Below are 21,070 nucleotides of genomic sequence, written 5' to 3' on the forward strand. Positions count from 1 at the left end.
GTCACCCTTGAGACTTATGCCTTAGCAAACGTCGTGTGCCACGACTTACCCGCTTTGCTCGCAAGCACTAACAATGCAGGAACAATAAGGAACATTTGCAGAGCAATCATCACTTGAGACGTTAAATCAAGACGTTGCATCGTACCAACAAGCAGTCCAGAACCGCTCATTTGGAACAAGCCAAGCAACGCAGCTGCGGTACCCGCACGGTCACCAAAAGGTTCAAGTGCCTTACCGGCTGCGGCACCAAGAATCCAAGCGAAGCCAACTGAAGATAGGAAAATCGGCAGCATGAATGCGATCGCGCTAGCATGCTCAGCAAGCACCAACATAACCACACCCGCTAAGCCAAGCGTTGAAATACCGACAACCAATGCTTTGTAGGTGCCAAAACGGTCCATGAACTTCGGTGCCGTGAATGCAGCCGTGATGTTGATAACCGCGTTAATACCAAACCAGAAGGTAAATTCGTTCATCGTCAAACCTAGGTTTTCCATCAGCACAACAGGTGCAGAGGTAACGTAAGCAAGGATTACTGCCATCGCCATTAAGCACAATGTCGCGTGGAAGATGAACGATGGTGTTTTCAATACCGACCAGTAACGCTCAAGTTTGAACACTGCGACCTTTTCTGTCGCCGGATTAGACTCTTTCATTTGGAAAAACAGAATGGTGCCAACCACGACAGCGAACACAGCCATAAAGCTAAAGTTCGAGCGCCAGCCAAACTGTTGCGTTAACCAAGCACCCAGAATCGGTGCTAGTGCAGGAATAAAGCAAATTGCACCATTGAGGTAACTGATCATACGGCCACTTTTCTCCGGGCCAAATAGATCGCGAACCGTCGCAAAGGCTGCTACAGAAGTCGCACAAGCTCCTAAGCCTTGTAGCAGCCGAGCTATTAGCATCATATCAATCGATTGAGCTGCCCACGCCAAGCAAGCACTCAATGCATAGATACTAACACCTCCCAATGCAACGGTTCGACGTCCTAACTTATCAGCCAAAGGGCCTGCAAATAATTGCCCGACACCCATGGCGAATAAAAACCAAGTAATCGTATCTTGTGCTAGTGCGTGTTCCACGTGAAACGCTGTTGAAATTTGTGGCAGAGCTGGAAGATAAATATCTATAGCCAAAGGGCTAAATAGAACCAGCATTGCCAATAAAGCAACCTGCAGTTTACTAGGGGTTGGAAGCGCGTTAGAAGGCACAAGATTCTCCGAATGAGTTAATTTAGGTGCATAATAACCAACTAAAGATATGAACAAAAATGGCATATACTCATTAGCATTATTCCAAATAGGAAACTCACATGAATATCGAGAAACTATCACGCCTCGACCTCAATCTATTGGTTTGCTTGCAGGTGCTGATGGAAGAGCTGAGTGTCACTCGCACCGCACATCGATTATGCTTGAGCCAATCGGCTGTGAGTAAGTCGCTAGCCAAGCTTCGTGAACAATTTAATGACCCCCTTTTCACACGAAGTGCTCATGGCCTACGACCAACACCGAAAGCTGTTTTCCTTAAGCCTCGGTTAGAAACGTTGATCAACCAACTTGATGTTCTCACTCAACCTGAGACATTCATTCCCAACAATAGCGACCACAGCTTTCACATTGCTGCCGTTGAGAGTGTTTACCCGCTGATTCTTCCGCACTTCTTACCGGCGATATTTCGACAAGCACCTAAGGTTAATATCAACACCCATGCGTGGACCGAACAAACCTTTAAGAAGCTGCAGCTTGGTGAGTTAGATATCGGACTCACAGGCAAAGACATCGACATCAACGATGCGCGCTTAACCATGCTGCCGCCAGACGACATCTGCGAACAAGAGATCTACCGTGATGCACAGATGTGTGTATTAAGGCGCAACCACCCTGCACTGAGTGGTAAGTGGGATCTGGAAACCTACCTTGCACAGCGTCATGTACAAGTAAGATGTGATGGGAACGATCGATGGCTGCTCGACTACAAACTTGCCGACCTTGGTCACCAACGTGATATCGCTATTTCTGTTCCAGACTTCAATAGCGCTGCAAGCCTGTGTACCTACACCGACTTTGTGTTTACCGCACCAAGCCACTTTACTTACCTCGTCGCTAAACAACTCGACTTAGTGGTTGTTCCTTTACCAATGGAATTCCCACCGATGGCATACACTCTGTTTTGGCATCGTGACAAAGAAAATGACCCAGCCTTAACTTGGTTGCGAGATATCATCAAAGAAAAAACTCTGCACCTTAGATAAAAATGGCGTACAGCGTTTGCAGCAAACGAACAAAAGCGCTAGCTTATTGACCTAATAAGTCCCCTCGCATGTATATCGACTGTGAGTGTTAACAAGGACCCTAACAATAAGGATAAACACAGATGCACAATATCACTGCTGAACGCGTTGCTGCGGTTCGAGCTTGGCTTGAAACAAACAACCTAGATGCCGTTATCATTCCACACGAGGACGAATATCTAGGTGAATACGTTCCCGCTCATAACGAGCGACTTCACTGGTTAACAGGTTTCACTGGATCTGCAGGTGCCGCTGTTATCACTCGTGAAACTGCTGCTATTTTTGTTGATGGTCGCTACACCGTTCAGATTCGTAAGCAAGTGCCAGCAGAGTTATTTGAGTATCGCCACCTTATTGAAGAACCGGCTTTAGATTGGATCATCAATTCATTGCCACAAGGTAGTAAGGTTGCATTCGACCCACGCATGCACACAGCAGCTTGGCTGAAAGGCGCACAAGCAAAACTAGCAGAGAAAGTTGAGCTAACAACGCTCCCAGCAAACCCAATTGATGAGCTTTGGTCTGATCGCCCTGAGCCTGTCGTGTCTGATGTGCGCTTAATGGCAACAAACGCCGTTGGTCAATCAAGCGAGAGTAAGCGCGCGGAGATTGCTGGCTTACTAAAAGCAAAAGGTGCGAACGCCGCTATCCTTACCGAGCTTGACTCAATATGTTGGTTGCTTAACATTCGTGGCTTGGACGTATCTCGCCTACCTGTTGTGTTATCCAACGCGATCATTCACGCCGATGAAAGCGTCGATTTCTTCCTAGACCCAGCACGCATCCCGGCAGGCTTTGAAGCTCACGTTGGTAATGGCATTCGAGTTTCTCACCCATCAGAGCTTGAAGCGCGTCTTCAGTCTCTAGAAGGTAACAATGTGTCTGTCGATTCAGGCACGAGCAATGCTTGGTACACGCTTGTTCTACAAAACGCTGGCGCTCACATCATTGAAGCAGCAGACCCATGTCTAATGCCAAAAGCCGCTAAAAACGAAACTGAAATTGCGGGTATGAAGGCGTGTCACATTCGTGATGGTGTTGCGATGGCGAAATTCCTATCTTGGATTGATGCAGAAGTCGCGCAAGGTAACCTACACAACGAAGCGGTATTGGCTGACAAAGTACAATCATTCCGTGAACAAGACCCAACACTGATGGATCTAAGTTTTGACACGATTTCAGCTGCAGGCGGTAACGCAGCAATGTGTCACTACAACCACGAGAACCAACCTGAACCGGGTCAGTTAGAGATGAATACTCTGTACCTAGTCGATTCAGGCGGTCAGTACTTAGATGGCACAACGGACATTACTCGTACTATCGCGATTGGCCAACCAAGTGACGAAATGATTCAACAATTCACTCTCGCACTTAAAGGTCACATTGGCATTGCACGTGCACGTTTCCCTCAGGGTACTCGTGGTTTCCAACTGGATATCCTAGCGCGTCAGCACTTATGGGCAGAAGGCTTCGACTACGACCACGGTACTGGTCACGGTGTTGGTCATTTCCTAAGTGTTCATGAAGGACCGCAAAGCATCTCTAAGAAGCTGATCGACGTACCTCTAGTTGAAGGTATGGTGTTATCGAACGAGCCGGGTTACTACCGTGCTGATGAATTTGGTATCCGCATCGAAAACCTAGAGCTCGTGGTTGAACTGCCAACTCAAGGTGATTTCTCAGTACTAACCTTTGAGTCACTAACACGTTGCCCTATAGATAAGCGCAACATCAATGTTGATTTGCTAACACGACCTGAACTGGCATGGCTGAACGACTACCATCAGAAAGTTTGGAACGACGTTAGCCCATTAGTTGAAGGTGATACATTGGAATGGTTACGCCAATCAACCACTCCATTGGCTCACGCTTAACGCTTCACTAAGCTGTTAGCTGAACCAAAACGAACTTGCTAGGTTAATAAGTTAAATAGCAAATAGCAAAACGGCTACCCAAAGGTAGCCGTTTTTATTTGCCTGTATCATTACATCGATGTTTCACGTGGAACATCAACCAATATGTTGATTAACCAGAATAGGCACTGTGCCAGTCTCGCCACACTGGGTCGAAACCACGCTGACGAATCATAGACTCAACATCAGCAGCACTTCTCTCGTCACTGATCTCAAACTGCTCGAGTTCTTCCTCACCCGAAGCATAACCTCCGGGTTGGGTTTTCGAAGCTGCCGACATACTGGTGATACCCAAAGGCAACACGTTATCGCGGAAAGTTGCCGATTCACGGGTCGAAAGGGATAACTCGACCTCAGGATTCAAGAGTCGATATGCGCAGATAAGCTGAACCAGCTGTTTATCGTTCATGATTGATTTAGGCTGTAATCCACCACCAGAGTCTCCACCCTCACACGGACGAAGACGTGGGAATGAAATTGAGTAACGTGTTTGCCAATAAGTACGCTCTAAGTAATCTAAGTGAGCAGCAACAAAAAAACAGTCGGTTCGCCAATCTTCCAAACCAATCAAGGCACCAATACCTATCTTATCGATCCCCGCTTTTGCCAAGCGATCTGGGGTTTCAAGACGGTATTCAAAATCCATTTTATTGCCACGTAGATGATGCTCAGCGTAAGTTCTTGGCTGATAAGTCTCTTGGTAAACCATAACAGCATCTAGGCCGAGAGTTTTAAGCTCTGCGTAATCATGTTGATCAAGCGGCTGCACTTCCATCGCTAGGTAGTTGAATTGCTTTTTGATATTCGGCAACACCTGTCGAAAGTAATTCATCCCGACCTTAGTTTCATGTTCACCGGTGACTAACAAAACGCTATCGAACTTCATCTTTTTGATAGCCGCACTTTCGGCATCAATTTCATCCAAAGTAAGCGTGCGACGTTTGATACGGTTCTCCATTGAGAAGCCACAATACGTGCACGCATTCGCACATAGGTTCGAGAGGTACAAAGGAATGTAAAGCGACATCGTATTGCCAAATCGCTTACGAGTTAGCGCCAACGACTGTTGTGCCATCTGCTCTAAGTAAGGTTCTGCCGCCGGAGAGATCAGAGCCTTAAAGTCTTCCAGGTCACGTTTGGGTTTACTCAGAGCACGTTCAACATCCGCTGCCGTTTTACTGAAGATAGACATACCAATGTCATCCCAGTTGAGCTGTTTAAATCGATCAACAAACGTCATAGGTACACTACTCGTCTAGAAATGAAGTTAACGGGCTCGAAGCAACCGCGTGAGATACTTTTCCTGCAAGCCCAGCAAGGTAAGCCATACGCCCCGCTTCAACTGCCAGCTTAAAAGCAATCGCCATATCAACGGGTTGTTGAGAAGCCGCAATCGCCGTATTCACTAACACAGCGTCTGCGCCCATTTCCATTGCACGAGCAGCATGCGATGGCGCGCCTATGCCTGCATCCACAATCACAGGGACATTCGCTTGGTCGATAATGATCTCTAAGAAGTCTGCCGAAGCGATACCTTTGTTTGAACCAATAGGCGCACCTAACGGCATAACCGCAGCGCAACCCACCTCTTCCAAGCGCTTACACAAAACTGGATCGGCATGGCAGTAAGGCAACACAACAAAACCATCTTTAACCAGTTGCTCAGCGGCTTTAAGCGTCTCAATTGGGTCTGGCATCAAGTACTTTGGATCTGGATGAATTTCCAGTTTAAGCCAGTTTGTACCTAGCGCTTCACGAGCCAAATGCGCAGCAAAGACGGCATCTTTTGCATTCTTCGCCCCAGAGGTATTCGGTAGCAAGTTTACGCCAGCATCAATGATTGGTTGTAAAATGTCGTCTTGCTCAGAGCGAATATCGACTCTCTTCAACGCCATGGTTGCCAGTTGCGAACCTGAAGCTTCAATAGCACTCGCCATCAAATGCTTGTTTGCGAACTTGCCGGTTCCAGTGAAGAGTCGTGATTGAAACGTTTTATCAGCGATAGTTAACATGGTTAGCCTCCTGCAATGGCTTGGAAAAGAGAAATAGCATCGCCTTCATTGACGACAGTTTGTTGCCACTGGCTGCGCGGGACAACCGCATTATTGATTGCAAATACGCAACCCAGGTCAGGGAGTGATAGAGCCTGGATAATGTCCGCTAGAGACGACAAGTGCGCGACCTGTTCTGGCTGCTCGTTTATAGAGATCGTTATATGACTCATTGGATTTCTTCTTCTAAATGCTTAACTGCAGACGCACTGCACACGGAACATTCACTATCTTGAGTGACCATTAAGTTTTGCCAGTTCATCGTTTGGCCATCGAACAGTTTGAGCTGGTGTGTTGCTACCTGAAACTCACCACAAGTTAAACGTTGAATAGCAGCCAAAGCTTGAAGGTTACCTATGGTGCCAACAACCGGGCCTATGATGCCGCTATCACTACAACGAGTCGTGTGGATGATGACTGAACGGGAACAAACAGTGATAGCACCCTTTCTGATTCTGATAATCAAATACAATAAACTGGCCTTTCCAACCGATTGCAGATCCAGAAATCAAAGGTGTATTGCTGCCGAAACACGCTTGGTTAACCTGCTGGCGTGACGCAAAGTTGTCAGTACAATCCAACACCAAATCAGCGAGCATCACTTCAAGTTCAAGCTGACTGTCACTCATTCGCTGATTGATGGTTCTAACTTGACTGCGACTATTGAGCTCAGTCAGTTGTTGCTTCATAGCTTCGACTTTAGGCGAACCTAACTGACTTTCTTTGAACGCGACCTGTCGTTGCAGGTTAGACGAATCCACACAGTCATCATCCACCAATACGATCTTTCCGACACCCGAAGCCGCAAGGTAAAGAGCGGCAGCATTGCCTAAGCCACCACAACCAATCACTAACACATGGCTGTTTAATAGGTTTCGTTGCCCTTGCTCACCGACTTCAGGTAACGCAATTTGTCGTTGATAACGAATAAACTCAAAATCACTCAGCATAGCTAGGCTCCTGCGCAACCTCTTCACCAATATTTGAAGGTTTAGGCGTCATCAGTTTTTCAAAAAACTCGATCACCTTTTTGGGGTCTTCCGCTAATGTAATCGCACGAACAACCGCCAAACTCGACACCCCACAATCCCACACCTGCTCAGCTGTCGAATGGTCAATACCACCAATAGCAACCGTCGGATAACCGGTGAGTTGTTCTGTGTATGGGATAGTATCAATCAGCTGTTGATACAGAGATAGACGAACTAAGCCCTGAGGCTTTGATGGCATCTGTTTAGTTGTGGTTGGGAAGATGTGGCCGAGCGCAATATAGCTTGGGTTAATTTGAACAATGCGTAGCAACTCGTAATAGCCATGAGTCGATAACCCAATCTTTATGCCCGCAAAGCTCAACTGTGAGAGGTTTGATTCTTCAATATCCTCTTGCCCCAAATGAACACCAAAAGCGTCATGCTTGAGTGCAAGCTGCCAGTAATCATTGATAAAAACTTGAGCGTTATACTCACGACCAAGATCGATAGATCGTGCGACTTGTTGTTCTAAATCCGCTTGCTGTGGATTCTTAATACGTAGTTGGACAGTGTTGATTCCAAGCTTGAGCAATCTTTCGATCCACTCAACATCATCAACTACTGGGTATAAACCGAGGCTACTCTTACTCAACTCAGGAAAAGAAAGTGATGTCCCTTGGTTAACCCAACCTACGCTTATGTCCAATCGTTGATCTTCAAGAACAGGGATAGGAAAGTTTTGGTAATGTGCAGGCCATGTTCCACGTGAAACATTGGACGCTGCGCGAGCTAAAACTAGTGCGTCTTCTAATGGGAATTCCAGCGCCAACAAAGTAAGTAACCAAGCAAAGTGGCCGCGATTATCTAGCTCCTGATGAGCTGTAGTGTCACTCTTGATAGCACGGCTAGCATCTAGGTATGACCAAATATCCAGTACAGCTAAATCATCTGAGACACCGATATAGATGGTATCCGGAGTTTCTGTGAAGGCATCACAAACGTCAGTTAACGCGACTGAATTACTGTAATCAACAACATGATTCAGTTCCGCTAACTTACACTCTGCCAATGAATCAACATCATGAGCGAAGCCAATAGATAACGCCTGCTGAGAATCAACGATAGAGAAGTATTGAGTTGGGCTTACACCCAACTCAACCGCATCAGTTGCTAAGCCTTGTCGCTTAGCAACCAATAGACAGTTCTGCACCTCTCCCGTTAACTCAATATTTTGAGATGGGATGAGAATCTTCACTGTCATTATTCCTCTAATTGAGCTTCTTTTGCACCGACTGCAGGGTGGTAAAGTTCAGAGCCAGTATCACGGAACTCTTGTGATTTTTGACGCATCCCTTCCAACGGGTTATCTAGCATCTTAATCTCGATAGCCTGATCCGCGGCTACTTGTTCGGTGTCTTTCGCATACTCTCGAACTTCTTGAGAAATCTTCATCGAACAGAATTTAGGTCCACACATTGAGCAGAAGTGAGCAACCTTGCCCGACTCTTGTGGCAGAGTTTCATCATGGAAAGAGCGCGCGGTTTCAGGATCTAAAGCTAGATTAAATTGGTCTTCCCAACGGAATTCAAAACGTGCTTTTGATAATGCATTATCTCGGATTTGTGCGCCCGGATGTCCTTTAGCGAGGTCCGCTGCGTGTGCTGCTAGCTTGTAAGTAATCAAGCCAGTCTTCACATCTTCTTTATTTGGTAAGCCTAGGTGCTCTTTAGGGGTTACATAACACAGCATCGCACAACCGTACCAACCAATCATGGCCGCGCCAATACCAGAGGTAATATGGTCGTAACCAGGGGCAATGTCTGTCGTCAATGGGCCTAAAGTATAGAAAGGCGCTTCATGGCAGTGCTCTAACTGCTCGTCCATGTTCTCTTTAATTAGGTGCATTGGCACATGTCCAGGGCCTTCAATGATCACCTGAACGTCGTATTCCCAAGCCACTTTAGTCAACTCACCTAGAGTACGTAACTCCGAGAATTGAGCCTCATCATTGGCATCTGCAATTGAGCCCGGGCGTAAACCGTCACCTAATGACAGAGCAACATCGTACTTCGCACAGATCTCACAGATCTCACGGAAGTGGGTATAAAGGAAACTTTCTTGGTGATGAGCAAGACACCATTTCGCGATGATGGAGCCGCCACGAGAGACAATACCAGTCACACGTTTAGCGGTCATAGGAACGTAGCGAAGCAATAAGCCTGCGTGGATAGTAAAGTAATCAACACCCTGCTCTGCTTGTTCAATCAAGGTATCGCGCATCACTTCCCAGTTAAGGGCTTCCGCAACGCCATTCACTTTTTCAAGCGCTTGATACATAGGAACCGTACCAATTGGTACTGGGCTATTACGTAGGATCCATTCGCGAGTCTCGTGAATATTACGACCAGTAGAAAGGTCCATCACGGTATCGCCACCCCAGCGAGTCGACCATACTAGCTTCTCAACTTCTTCTTCAATCGAAGAGCTTACTGAAGAGTTACCGATATTAGCGTTCACCTTCACTAAGAAGTTTCGACCAATAATCATCGGTTCTGATTCTGGGTGATTGATGTTTGAAGGGATAATAGCTCGACCTTCAGCAACCTCTTTACGCACGAACTCAGGAGTGATTTCTTTCGGCAGGTTTGCACCAAAGTTATGGCCAGGGTGTTGATGGTTAAGCTGCTCATCAGCGAACTTCTGACGTCCCATGTTCTCACGTATGGCAATGTACTCCATTTCAGGTGTGATAATACCCTGACGAGCATAGTGCAGCTGAGTAACACATTGGTTGTCTGTCGCGCGACGAATTCTAGGCAGGTTGCCGTAGCGAAGGTCGTCTAGAGTTTCATCTTCTAAACGTTCTTTGGTGTAAACAGAGCTTACGTCGTCTAACAGTTCCGTATCACCACGCTCTTCAATCCATTGCTCTCGCAACTTAGGAAGACCGCTATACAGGTCTATTTGATGTGTAGGGTCTGTGTAAACACCTGAGGTATCGTAAACTTGAATGGGTACATTAGGTTCGAATACAGGCTCTTTTTTGCTACCACCAACAAGGCTATCAGCGAGTGATATTTCTCGGACAGGGACTTGAATGTCCTCTCGAGATCCTTGGATGTAAGCTTTCTTTGAGTTTGGATAGGGTTGTACGGATAAAGAATCAATGAAATTCTTCGCTTCCAGTCTTGCTTGTTTACGAGTCGACATAGCATTTTTCCTTGGCTTTTAGCCATTATTTATAGGGATAAAAATGCTTGACGGATTAGATGCTACAAGAGGGATCACGGTAAGAAATACAGTTGTGATCTGGAGATAGATCTCTAGAAGGATTCTAGTTAGATATCTACTCTTGTTCCCTTCGCAGGTATTAGCCTGATCAGGTTCAACGGATCCCGAGTTAACGGTCTCAGCCATATGGCACTCCGACAAGTTCGATCGAGTATATAAAAACGGCTTGGATAAACCAAGCCGAGTTGTTAACAAATCGTAAGAAAGTTTTAAGACTTTATCAAAAGTTGGAAGCCGATCCATGCGGCTGAAATACTGAGTACCACGTTGAGTAGCACATTGAGTCCCATCTTAAAGAAAGCGCCCTGCTGCATAAGAAGTACGTTATCCATAGAAAACGTAGAAAATGTAGTCAGTGCTCCTAGGAAACCAAGACCGATAATTTGTCTCCACGGTTCCGTCGCGACCATCTCGTTTTCAAACGCGGCGATGAGCAATCCCATAATCAAAGAACCAATTACGTTAACAGTCAGCGTACCATAAGGAAAACCACGCCCTAGCATCACCACACATAACTCTGAAATCAAATAACGCGAACAAGCACCAAATGCGCCACCAATGGCAATAAAACCTAAAATAGATAACTGACCCATGAATCCTCCCAAACAATAGTCTCTATATTCTAGCTTTACCGCCGATAAAAGCGAGGGTAGAAACTAAGAATGCATGCGCAAATATTAAAAGTTACAGGTGTCACTTAACTTCAATATATCCCATTAAACCGGTTTTCATGTGTTCTATAACATGACAGTGGTACATCCAGCGGCCAGGGTTATCCGCAACAAATGCAGCTTTAGCTCGGCCGTTTTTTCCAAGTAACACTGTATCGGTATGGAAAGGCTCTTCAACTTTCTTCCCATCAAGTTCCAATACAGTGAATGTATGACCGTGAATATGGATCGGGTGATGGTATTGGGTGACGTTCTTTAGATCGAATATGTAAGTCTTACCTAACTCTAAAGTCGTCAACGGTTCAGGAATATTGTCTTTGCTCATTCCTTCCCATGCTCTTTTATTAGTAAGCCAAAACTTAGGCATCGATTTCCCATCTTTAGAAACTGGTGATACCGCACCTTCCCACTCGAACACAAAATCGATCTCTTCAGCATTAGCAAGATCTAGATTAGGTACAGGGTTAAGAGGCAACAATGGCAATAAACGCCCTTCAGTAAGGGGGGAATCTACTACCTCGAACTCACATAAAGAGAAAGGAAAGCGGCCCTTCATTTGAAGAACATTAACTCGCTCGCCTACTTTGGGCGCTATCAGTCCAATATCCACGCGCATCCCTGGGCCGATTTTATGTTGAGTCAGTTTATATGGCGTCTTTACAGGATTACCATCAATGGCAATCACCCATGCCTCAGCCCCTTCGACAGCAATAGGATAAGTGATCGTATTATCGACATTCGCGATACGCAGTCGAGTCGTTGCGTGCTGCTTTAATTGGTATACAGGTTCATGAACACCATTGACGCTACTCCACTCTCCTGGAGTACCCATACGAGCACTAAGTCGTGGAATCATTAAGTCTTTCCATTGACCCTGTTTATCGATGTGCCAATGCTTAAGCATCAGTGCATACTCTTCATCAAACTGCACTGGAATATTCTCTTCTACGATAATAAGACCAACTAAGCCCATACCAAGCTGCTTGACACTATTCATATGTGGGTGATACCAAAATGTGCCAGCATCTGGCGGCGTAAACTCATAAATGAATGTTTCACCTGGCATGATCGGTGGCTGACTTAAGAAGGGGACCCCATCCATTTCGATAGGAATTCTTAAACCATGCCAATGAATAGTCGTCGGCTCTGATAGCTTATTCGTAAAGCGGATCGTGACCTTTTCACCCTGTCGACATCGAATTGTCGGAGCAGGGATCTGCCCATTAAAGGCTAAAACATTGGTATTAAATCCCGTCACCAACTCAGCTGTTGAAGGTTCTGCAGTTAAGTCATAAACATACTTTCCTTGCTCATCAACTGACCGGTTAATTGAGCAAGCGGGTAGAACAGTGAGTACTGATATAGCGAGAGATGATTGAATAAACTTACGACGGGAGATATCCATATTTGTTGCCTTTTAGTAATAACGACCAAAATGTAACAAAATATTGAGAATAATTCTCATAAAGAAGTGGGGATTGTGCTGTTGATTATTTATAAAAGAGGCTGGGATAAGTAAGCACTAACCCTTCTATGGTCAAATATCATCCAAGGCAAGAAGTGACAGCTTAAATATTCCACATATAGAAAGCTAAAAGACCTCCCCCTTCGACTAGCTATTCAGATATTAAGGAAGCGTTATGGTTCTAATATCAGCATATCCAAACTAGAAGAATTAAGTGAAACCATTAATAAGTAGAAGCTAGTAAAAAGGCTCCAACATTTCTGCCGGGACGCGTAGTCTGGAGCCTTATATATGACAGGGGTGGACTGAGCCGGCAGGCTGGCATTCCAGCTCACGACATTGTTTCGTAGAAGCAATAGATACAAAAAAGCCTCAGCATTTCTGCTGAGGCTTCGTATATGGCAGGGGTGGAGAGATTCGAACTCCCAACACGCGGATTTGGAATCCGCTGCTCTGCCAATTGGAGCTACACCCCTAAAACTTTTTATTACTTCAGATTCGAAAAAACCTCGCACTAGGCGAGGTTATCGAATAAGTGGCGGAGTGGACGGGACTCGAACCCGCGACCCCCGGCGTGACAGGCCGGTATTCTAACCAACTGAACTACCACTCCGCAGTGGTCAACTCACTAAGTGAGCGTCCATATCTCCAGGTCGGTCAACCTAAAGATTTAATTTAAAGCCTGGCGATGTCCTACTCTCACATGGGGAAACCCCACACTACCATCGGCGCTATTGTGTTTCACTTCTGAGTTCGGCATGGAATCAGGTGGGTCCACAATGCTATGGTCGCCAAGCAAATTTTAAAATTCGGAAAGCTTATCTAAAAGTATTTCTCTTCAAACGCATTCAAGGTCTGGTACATCTGAGTCCACAAAACCCCTTGGGTGTTGTATGGTTAAGCCTCACGGGCAATTAGTACAGGTTAGCTCAATGCCTCGCAGCACTTACACACCCTGCCTATCAACGTCGTAGTCTACGACAACCCTTTAGGACACTTATAGTGCCAGGGAAAACTCATCTCAAGGCTCGCTTCCCGCTTAGATGCTTTCAGCGGTTATCGATTCCGAACTTAGCTACCGGGCAATGCCATTGGCATGACAACCCGAACACCAGAGGTTCGTCCACTCCGGTCCTCTCGTACTAGGAGCAGCCCCTTTCAATTTTCCAACGCCCACGGCAGATAGGGACCGAACTGTCTCACGACGTTCTAAACCCAGCTCGCGTACCACTTTAAATGGCGAACAGCCATACCCTTGGGACCGACTTCAGCCCCAGGATGTGATGAGCCGACATCGAGGTGCCAAACACCGCCGTCGATATGAACTCTTGGGCGGTATCAGCCTGTTATCCCCGGAGTACCTTTTATCCGTTGAGCGATGGCCCTTCCATTCAGAACCACCGGATCACTATGACCTGCTTTCGCACCTGCTCGAATTGTCATTCTCGCAGTCAAGCGGGCTTATGCCATTGCACTAACCACACGATGTCCAACCGTGTTTAGCCCACCTTCGTGCTCCTCCGTTACTCTTTGGGAGGAGACCGCCCCAGTCAAACTACCCACCAGGCACTGTCCGTAATCCCGATTCAGGGACCAACGTTAGAACATCAAAACTACAAGGGTGGTATTTCAAGGACGACTCCATCACATCTAGCGACGCAATTTCATAGTCTCCCACCTATCCTACACATGTAGGTTCAATGTTCAGTGCCAAGCTGTAGTAAAGGTTCACGGGGTCTTTCCGTCTAGCCGCGGGTACACTGCATCTTCACAGCGATTTCAATTTCACTGAGTCTCGGGTGGAGACAGCGTGGCCATCATTACGCCATTCGTGCAGGTCGGAACTTACCCGACAAGGAATTTCGCTACCTTAGGACCGTTATAGTTACGGCCGCCGTTTACCGGGGCTTCGATCAAGAGCTTCGTCCGAAGACTAACCCCATCAATTAACCTTCCGGCACCGGGCAGGCGTCACACCGTATACGTCATCTTACGATTTTGCACAGTGCTGTGTTTTTAATAAACAGTTGCAGCCACCTGGTATCTGCGACTCTCGTCTGCTCCATCCGCAAGGGACTTCACTGATAAGAGCGTACCTTCTCCCGAAGTTACGGTACCATTTTGCCTAGTTCCTTCACCCGAGTTCTCTCAAGCGCCTTGGTATTCTCTACCCGACCACCTGTGTCGGTTTGGGGTACGATTCCTTACAATCTGAAGCTTAGAGGCTTTTCCTGGAAGCATGGCATCAATGACTTCACTACCGTAGTAGCTCGACATCGTATCTCAGCGTTAATGAAAGTCCGGATTTACCTAAACTTTCCGCCTACGTACTTGAACCTGGACAACCGTCGCCAGGCCCACCTAGCCTTCTCCGTCCCCCCATCGCAATTGTAAGAAGTACGGGAATATTAACCCGTTTCCCATCGACTACGCCTTTCGGCCTCGCCTTAGGAGTCGACTTACCCTGCCCCGATTAACGTTGGACAGGAACCCTTGGTCTTCCGGCGAGGGAGTTTTTCACTCCCTTTATCGTTACTCATGTCAGCATTCGCACTTCTGATACCTCCAGCAGCCCTTACAGACCACCTTCAACGGCTTACAGAACGCTCCCCTACCCCACATACCCTAAGGTACGTAGCCGCAGCTTCGGTGTATAGCTTAGCCCCGTTACATCTTCCGCGCAGGCCGACTCGACCAGTGAGCTATTACGCTTTCTTTAAATGATGGCTGCTTCTAAGCCAACATCCTGGCTGTCTGAGCCTTCCCACATCGTTTCCCACTTAGCTATACTTTGGGACCTTAGCTGGCGGTCTGGGTTGTTTCCCTCTCCACGACGGACGTTAGCACCCGCCGTGTGTCTCCCGGATAGTACTTACTGGTATTCGGAGTTTGCAAAGGGTTGGTAAGTCGGGATGACCCCCTAGCCTTAACAGTGCTCTACCCCCAGTAGTATTCGTCCGAGGCGCTACCTAAATAGCTTTCGGGGAGAACCAGCTATCTCCAGGTTTGATTGGCCTTTCACCCCTAGCCACAAGTCATCCGCTAATTTTTCAACATTAGTCGGTTCGGTCCTCCAGTTGATGTTACTCAACCTTCAACCTGCCCATGGCTAGATCACCTGGTTTCGGGTCTAATCCTAGCAACTGTACGCCCAGTTAAGACTCGGTTTCCCTACGGCTCCCCTAAACGGTTAACCTTGCTACTAAAATTAAGTCGCTGACCCATTATACAAAAGGTACGCAGTCACACCACGAAGGTGCTCCTACTGCTTGTACGTACACGGTTTCAGGTTCTATTTCACTCCCCTCACAGGGGTTCTTTTCGCCTTTCCCTCACGGTACTGGTTCACTATCGGTCAGTCAGTAGTATTTAGCCTTGGAGGATGGTCCCCCCATATTCAGACAGGATATCACGTGTCCCGCCCTACTCGATTTCACTGATTATGATGTGTCGGTTACGGGGCTATCACCCTTTATTGCGAGACTTTCCAGACTCTTCACCTGCATCATTAAAAGCTTAAGGGCTAATCCAATTTCGCTCGCCGCTACTTTCGGAATCTCGGTTGATTTCTCTTCCTCGGGGTACTTAGATGTTTCAGTTCCCCCGGTTTGCCTCCTGTTGCTATGTATTCACAACAGGATACTTACTTATGTAAGTGGGTTTCCCCATTCAGGAATCCCAGACTCAAAAGGTTATTACTACCTAATCTGGGCTTATCGCAAGTTATTACGCCTTTCATCGCCTCTGACTGCCAAGGCATCCACCGTGTACGCTTAGTCACTTAACCATACAACCCGAAAGGGTTTCTATTTGCTTTCACTTTAAAAAGTGAAGACAAATAAGCGTATGGCAACTAACCAAGGTTTTTGGTTGTCATTAAGAAGGGTTAATTCTCAATGACTGTTTGCCGGACTCAATTGTGAATCAATGTAAACATTGATTCGAATACAAGACACTTGAATGTGTTTGTTGTGTTTATCTAATGAAAGATAAACATTGAGAACTTTTAAATTTGATTGAATTACTCGTAAGTAATCAATCAGTCAGCTTTCCAAATTGTTAAAGAGCAATGAGACTTCTTGTGAAGTTCATTTTCTAAAGACTCTCAGGGTCAAACATACCAACCAACGACAAAAGAAGTGGTTTGGATATGAAGATAACCAAGAATTTTTAGAGAATGGTGGGCGATACCGGGCTCGAACCAGTGACCCCCTGCTTGTAAGGCAGGTGCTCTCCCAACTGAGCTAATCGCCCACGATAGTTTTAATTCCTTCGCGGAGAAAGAATGGTGGGTCGTGCAGGATTCGAACCTGCGACCAATTGATTAAAAGTCAACTGCTCTACCAACTGAGCTAACGACCCAATGGTATCCCGTAGGGGAGTCGAACCCCTGTTACCGCCGTGAAAGGGCGGTGTCCTAGGCCTCTAGACGAACGGGACACTGCAATTTATCTCCACTTTAAAAAGTAGAAACAAACTTCGAAGAACTTGGGAGTTCTTCATCTCTTTGCTTTTCTAAACCTAATCAATCTGTGTGGACACTCATCGTAAGTATCTTCGTATAAGGAGGTGATCCAGCCCCAGGTTCCCCTAGGGCTACCTTGTTACGACTTCACCCCAGTCATGAACCACAAAGTGGTGAGCGTCCTCCCCGAAAGGTTAAACTACCCACTTCTTTTGCAGCCCACTCCCATGGTGTGACGGGCGGTGTGTACAAGGCCCGGGAACGTATTCACCGTGACATTCTGATTCACGATTACTAGCGATTCCGACTTCATGGAGTCGAGTTGCAGACTCCAATCCGGACTACGACGCACTTTTTGGGATTCGCTCACTATCGCTAGCTTGCTGCCCTCTGTATGCGCCATTGTAGCACGTGTGTAGCCCTACTCGTAAGGGCCATGATGACTTGACGTCGTCCCCACCTTCCTCCGGTTTATCACCGGCAGTCTCCCTGGAGTTCCCGACATTACTCGCTGGCAAACAAGGATAAGGGTTGCGCTCGTTGCGGGACTTAACCCAACATTTCACAACACGAGCTGACGACAGCCATGCAGCACCTGTCTCAGAGCTCCCGAAGGCACACCTGCGTCTCCGCTGGCTTCTCTGGATGTCAAGAGTAGGTAAGGTTCTTCGCGTTGCATCGAATTAAACCACATGCTCCACCGCTTGTGCGGGCCCCCGTCAATTCATTTGAGTTTTAATCTTGCGACCGTACTCCCCAGGCGGTCTACTTAACGCGTTAGCTCCGAAAGCCACGGCTCAAGGCCACAACCTCCAAGTAGACATCGTTTACGGCGTGGACTACCAGGGTATCTAATCCTGTTTGCTCCCCACGCTTTCGCATCTGAGTGTCAGTGTCTGTCCAGGGGGCCGCCTTCGCCACTGGTATTCCTTCAGATCTCTACGCATTTCACCGCTACACCTGAAATTCTACCCCCCTCTACAGCACTCTAGTTCACCAGTTTCAAATGCAGTTCCGAGGTTGAGCCCCGGGCTTTCACATCTGACTTAATGAACCACCTGCATGCGCTTTACGCCCAGTAATTCCGATTAACGCTCGCACCCTCCGTATTACCGCGGCTGCTGGCACGGAGTTAGCCGGTGCTTCTTCTGTTGCTAACGTCAAGAGATAACGCTATTAACGTTACCCCCTTCCTCACAACTGAAAGTACTTTACAACCCGAAGGCCTTCTTCATACACGCGGCATGGCTGCATCAGGCTTTCGCCCATTGTGCAATATTCCCCACTGCTGCCTCCCGTAGGAGTCTGGACCGTGTCTCAGTTCCAGTGTGGCTGATCATCCTCTCAGACCAGCTAGGGATCGTTGCCTTGGTGAGCCATTACCTCACCAACTAGCTAATCCCACCTAGGCATATCTTGACGCGAGAGGTCCGAAGATCCCCCTCTTTGGCCCGTAGGCATTATGCGGTATTAGCCATCGTTTCCAATGGTTATCCCCCACATCAAGGCAATTTCCTAGGCATTACTCACCCGTCCGCCGCTCGACGCCCAACAAATCCTCCGAAGATTCAATGTTGTCGTTTCCGCTCGACTTGCATGTGTTAGGCCTGCCGCCAGCGTTCAATCTGAGCCATGATCAAACTCTTCAATTTAAGATTTTGTGACTCAACGAATACTGACTTCAAAACTAATATTCATTCGCTCTTTCGAAAAAGATTGATGAACATGTAATTCTAAAGCTATTACCATTCCAACAGAATGGTAATGAATTGACTGTGCCAAATAACCGAAGTTATTTGTATTGGTCACTCAGTTCATTGAAATCAATTTTGATTCCGAAGAATCTGTTTTATCTAACGATAAAACGTTTTGATATTCATCAACGAGTGCCCACACAGATTGATAGGTTTAAATTGTTAAAGAGCTTTTCCTTTTTGAGCTTCGCTCAAATCGGACGGCCATTTTAGCGATTTAAGTTTTAGTGTCAACCACTATTTTCAAAACTTTTTTCAAGCGCTTAGCTTGGCTAATTTGACCTGCTGATTCGTTTTGGTTTCTTACGAAGCCTTCCCGTTTCAACGAGGTCGCATTATAGAGATTTCGATCACACTGGCAAGCCCTTTTTGAAGTTTTTCTTACTTTTTTGATTGTTCGAGCGTTTTTTGTTCAAAGCACCCCATTTTCACTAGTATTCCCCTTAATTAAGGGCTTAAGGTGCCTATATAAAGGAGGATTTATGAGTTCAATGCGCAGTTATAAAGGAATATCCCCTCAGATTGGACAAGGTGTCTATATAGATACAAGTTCGGTGCTGGTCGGGGATATCAAAATCGGTGACGACTCTAGCGTGTGGCCTTTGGTTGCAGCTCGAGGAGATGTGAACCACATTCATATTGGAGATAGAACGAATATCCAAGACGGCAGCGTTTTGCACGTCACCCATAAGAATGCAGAAAACCCTGAGGGTTACCCGCTATTAATAGGTAATGATGTCACTATCGGCCATAAAGTAATGCTGCATGGCTGCACGATTGAAGATCGTGTACTTGTTGGTATGGGAGCTATCGTGTTGGATGGCGTGGTTATTAAAGAAGATGTGATGATTGGTGCTGGTAGCTTAGTGCCACCGAACAAGGTACTTGAGAGCGGTTATCTCTATGTAGGAAGCCCGGTAAAACAAGCACGCCCATTAAATATTAAGGAGCGTGCCTTTTTACAGAAGTCAGCTGACAACTATGTTCAGAATAAAAACGACTATCTAGACTCTGTGCTTCCAGTTTAAAGCGCTTTGATCTGAATCCGATTAGAGGAGTCATACTCCTCTTCTTCTATTAACTCTTCCGCTAGCTCTTCAATATCGAAACGTAACTCTGAAAAGATAACTAAAGCTTGATCGCCCTCTTCTATCTCTTTACCTGCCAATCGTGATAATTCTTCAATAGATAAGACACATTCGATCAATGCACCCGACTGTTGTGCTGGGAAGGTGATAGATTGACTTGCTTCATCCCAATCTTGGATATCCGGAAATAGAATTGATTGATTCATTTTTTATAATTACCTTGTTACATCTCTAAATTTCTACGTAATTCTCTTAAAATCTGTTTTGTTCCTGGGCGAAGGCCACGCCACAGCATAAAGCTCTCTGCTGCCTGCCCCACTAGCATACCCAAACCATCATAAGCAGCATGAACACCGTTATCTAATGCCCATTGATTAAATACTGTGGTTCCAGATCCGTAAACCATGTCATAAACGGCGCTATTAGAATTGAAAATAGCATCAGACACTTCAGGAAGCTGCCCGCTTAGACCAGACGAAGTAGAGTTAATAATGACATCAAAGCCCTCATTAACATCACTTAGCCCCACCCCCTTGATATTGCCATGCAAAGAAAACATCTCAGCCAGAAGTTCAGCCTTTGAACTGGTTCGATTAGCGACGACCAACTGTTGTGGCTTTTGGTCGAGTAGAGGTTGAATCACTCCTCGAGCAGCACCACCAGCACCAAGCAGAAGAACGCGAGCCCCTTCGAGCACAACTTGATGTTGAAGAAGGTCTTGAACTAAACCCTCACCATCGGTGTTATCACCAATGATCTCTCCATCATCGAGCTTCTTAAGTGTGTTTACAGCACCTGCTAGTTCAGCTCTTTCAGTCAGGCGACTAGCGAACTGATAAGCATCTTCTTTAAATGGCGCAGTGACATTACACCCTCTACCACCTTCACTAAAAAAAGCTTGAGCAGCAGTGATGAATTCACCTTGTTCTGGCTGGAGTGCTGTATAGGTAAGTTGTTGGCTGGTTTGGCGAGCAAATAATGTGTGAATGAATGGCGATTTGCTTTGCCCAATAGGGTTACCGAAAACGGCATAACGATCTACTTGCTGTGTCATATCCTTACCTAACAGAAATAATAAAAAGGTCATCTATATAGATGACCCTAT

Annotated in this window: 13 protein-coding genes, 5 tRNA genes, 3 rRNA genes, 1 pseudogene and 1 riboswitch; of the genes and pseudogenes, 3 read left to right on the top strand and 19 right to left on the bottom strand. The window is 46.4% G+C overall.

Annotated elements, in window-relative coordinates; translation table 11 throughout:
• Positions 1-14: 14 nt before the first annotated feature.
• Entirely contained in the window at positions 15-1,214 is a 1,200-nt protein-coding gene (locus M4S28_RS00985; protein WP_029222012.1) for a multidrug effflux MFS transporter, read from the bottom strand.
• Positions 1,215-1,315: 101 nt separating this feature from the next.
• On the opposite strand from M4S28_RS00985, the gene M4S28_RS00990 reads away from it, so the two are divergent.
• Complete coding sequence (locus M4S28_RS00990; protein ID WP_249632152.1) at positions 1,316-2,257, top strand: LysR substrate-binding domain-containing protein; 942 nt, start codon at positions 1,316-1,318, stop codon at positions 2,255-2,257.
• A 122-nt stretch (positions 2,258-2,379) separates the two neighbouring features.
• Positions 2,380-4,170, top strand: coding sequence for an aminopeptidase P family protein (locus M4S28_RS00995; protein ID WP_249632153.1), 1,791 nt, complete (start codon positions 2,380-2,382; stop codon positions 4,168-4,170).
• Between the two features lie 151 nt (positions 4,171-4,321).
• On the opposite strand, the gene thiH is transcribed toward M4S28_RS00995, so the two are convergent.
• From thiH to M4S28_RS01075, 16 genes and pseudogenes are all read right to left on the bottom strand, one after another.
• Positions 4,322-5,449, bottom strand: a complete 1,128-nt coding sequence (gene thiH / locus M4S28_RS01000) for a 2-iminoacetate synthase ThiH (protein WP_004736658.1) — start codon at positions 5,447-5,449, stop codon at positions 4,322-4,324.
• A gap of 7 nt (positions 5,450-5,456) precedes the next feature.
• Positions 5,457-6,221, bottom strand: a complete 765-nt coding sequence (locus tag M4S28_RS01005) for a thiazole synthase (protein WP_017069601.1) — start codon at positions 6,219-6,221, stop codon at positions 5,457-5,459.
• 2 nt (positions 6,222-6,223) lie between these two features.
• On the bottom strand, positions 6,224-6,433 hold the full coding sequence (thiS, locus tag M4S28_RS01010) for a sulfur carrier protein ThiS (RefSeq protein ID WP_017085664.1): 210 nt from the start codon (positions 6,431-6,433) through the stop codon (positions 6,224-6,226).
• A pseudogene (locus M4S28_RS01015) lies at positions 6,430-7,210 on the bottom strand (HesA/MoeB/ThiF family protein). Before M4S28_RS01015 ends, thiS begins: the two are co-directional and overlap by 4 nt.
• Positions 7,200-8,492, bottom strand: a complete 1,293-nt coding sequence (locus tag M4S28_RS01020) for a thiamine phosphate synthase (protein ID WP_249632154.1) — start codon at positions 8,490-8,492, stop codon at positions 7,200-7,202. The pseudogene M4S28_RS01015 and the gene M4S28_RS01020 overlap by 11 nt, the downstream one beginning before the upstream one ends.
• Positions 8,492-10,441: a phosphomethylpyrimidine synthase ThiC gene (gene thiC / locus M4S28_RS01025; RefSeq protein WP_249632155.1), complete on the bottom strand. Its 1,950-nt coding sequence runs from the start codon at positions 10,439-10,441 to the stop codon at positions 8,492-8,494. Before thiC ends, M4S28_RS01020 begins: the two co-directional genes overlap by 1 nt.
• A 129-nt stretch (positions 10,442-10,570) precedes the next feature.
• Positions 10,571-10,669: riboswitch (TPP riboswitch) on the bottom strand.
• Positions 10,670-10,731: 62 nt separating this feature from the next.
• Positions 10,732-11,115: a fluoride efflux transporter CrcB gene (gene crcB / locus M4S28_RS01030; RefSeq protein ID WP_004736665.1), complete on the bottom strand. Its 384-nt coding sequence runs from the start codon at positions 11,113-11,115 to the stop codon at positions 10,732-10,734.
• 100 nt (positions 11,116-11,215) lie between these two features.
• On the bottom strand, positions 11,216-12,598 hold the full coding sequence (locus M4S28_RS01035; protein ID WP_249632156.1) for a multicopper oxidase family protein: 1,383 nt from the start codon (positions 12,596-12,598) through the stop codon (positions 11,216-11,218).
• A 459-nt stretch (positions 12,599-13,057) separates the two neighbouring features.
• Positions 13,058-13,134, bottom strand: a tRNA-Trp gene (locus M4S28_RS01040).
• Positions 13,135-13,194: 60 nt separating this feature from the next.
• Positions 13,195-13,271: transfer RNA gene (locus M4S28_RS01045), tRNA-Asp, on the bottom strand.
• 67 nt (positions 13,272-13,338) lie between these two features.
• Positions 13,339-13,454: ribosomal RNA gene (gene rrf, locus M4S28_RS01050) — 5S ribosomal RNA — on the bottom strand.
• Positions 13,455-13,551: 97 nt separating this feature from the next.
• Positions 13,552-16,445: ribosomal RNA gene (locus tag M4S28_RS01055) — 23S ribosomal RNA — on the bottom strand.
• A gap of 391 nt (positions 16,446-16,836) precedes the next feature.
• Positions 16,837-16,912: transfer RNA gene (locus tag M4S28_RS01060), tRNA-Val, on the bottom strand.
• 32 nt (positions 16,913-16,944) lie between these two features.
• Positions 16,945-17,020 (bottom strand) — tRNA-Lys (locus tag M4S28_RS01065).
• A gap of 2 nt (positions 17,021-17,022) precedes the next feature.
• A tRNA-Glu gene (locus tag M4S28_RS01070) sits at positions 17,023-17,098 on the bottom strand.
• Between the two features lie 122 nt (positions 17,099-17,220).
• Positions 17,221-18,775 (bottom strand): 16S ribosomal RNA (locus tag M4S28_RS01075).
• The 16S, 23S and 5S rRNA genes sit together here with 5 tRNA genes alongside, the layout of an rRNA operon.
• A gap of 584 nt (positions 18,776-19,359) precedes the next feature.
• On the opposite strand from M4S28_RS01075, the gene M4S28_RS01080 reads away from it, so the two are divergent.
• The gene (locus tag M4S28_RS01080) at positions 19,360-19,905 is read left to right on the top strand and encodes a gamma carbonic anhydrase family protein (protein ID WP_249632157.1); all 546 of its coding nucleotides are present in this window, start codon (positions 19,360-19,362) and stop codon (positions 19,903-19,905) included.
• Here M4S28_RS01080 and M4S28_RS01085 read toward each other — a convergent pair.
• Both M4S28_RS01085 and aroE read right to left on the bottom strand, forming a co-directional pair.
• Positions 19,902-20,171 (bottom strand): DUF1488 family protein, encoded by a 270-nt coding sequence (locus tag M4S28_RS01085; RefSeq protein ID WP_017081754.1) that lies wholly within the window; start codon positions 20,169-20,171, stop codon positions 19,902-19,904. The two genes, M4S28_RS01080 and M4S28_RS01085, sit on opposite strands and share 4 nt — an antisense overlap.
• Positions 20,172-20,188: 17 nt before the next feature.
• Positions 20,189-21,019, bottom strand: a complete 831-nt coding sequence (gene aroE, locus M4S28_RS01090) for a shikimate dehydrogenase (protein ID WP_249632158.1) — start codon at positions 21,017-21,019, stop codon at positions 20,189-20,191.
• Between the last annotated feature and the right edge of the window lie 51 nt (positions 21,020-21,070).

Source organism: Vibrio sp. J383 (assembly GCF_023503985.1).
Taxonomy (GTDB): Bacteria; Pseudomonadota; Gammaproteobacteria; order Enterobacterales; family Vibrionaceae; genus Vibrio; species Vibrio splendidus.

Bases quoted from the DNA above. Each gene is read 5' to 3' on its own strand.
- M4S28_RS01020 (WP_249632154.1), bottom strand. From the start codon at position 8,492: ATGACAGTGAAGATTCTCATCCCATCTCAAAATATTGAGTTAACGGGA.
- thiC (WP_249632155.1), bottom strand. From the start codon at position 10,441: ATGTCGACTCGTAAACAAGCAAGACTGGAAGCGAAGAATTTCATTGAT.
- aroE (WP_249632158.1), bottom strand. From the start codon at position 21,019: ATGACACAGCAAGTAGATCGTTATGCCGTTTTCGGTAACCCTATTGGG.
- M4S28_RS01080 (WP_249632157.1), top strand. From the start codon at position 19,360: ATGAGTTCAATGCGCAGTTATAAAGGAATATCCCCTCAGATTGGACAA.
- M4S28_RS01035 (WP_249632156.1), bottom strand. From the start codon at position 12,598: ATGGATATCTCCCGTCGTAAGTTTATTCAATCATCTCTCGCTATATCA.
- M4S28_RS01005 (WP_017069601.1), bottom strand. From the start codon at position 6,221: ATGTTAACTATCGCTGATAAAACGTTTCAATCACGACTCTTCACTGGA.
- M4S28_RS00990 (WP_249632152.1), top strand. From the start codon at position 1,316: ATGAATATCGAGAAACTATCACGCCTCGACCTCAATCTATTGGTTTGC.
- crcB (WP_004736665.1), bottom strand. From the start codon at position 11,115: ATGGGTCAGTTATCTATTTTAGGTTTTATTGCCATTGGTGGCGCATTT.
- thiS (WP_017085664.1), bottom strand. From the start codon at position 6,433: ATGAGTCATATAACGATCTCTATAAACGAGCAGCCAGAACAGGTCGCG.
- M4S28_RS01085 (WP_017081754.1), bottom strand. From the start codon at position 20,171: ATGAATCAATCAATTCTATTTCCGGATATCCAAGATTGGGATGAAGCA.
- thiH (WP_004736658.1), bottom strand. From the start codon at position 5,449: ATGACGTTTGTTGATCGATTTAAACAGCTCAACTGGGATGACATTGGT.
- M4S28_RS00995 (WP_249632153.1), top strand. From the start codon at position 2,380: ATGCACAATATCACTGCTGAACGCGTTGCTGCGGTTCGAGCTTGGCTT.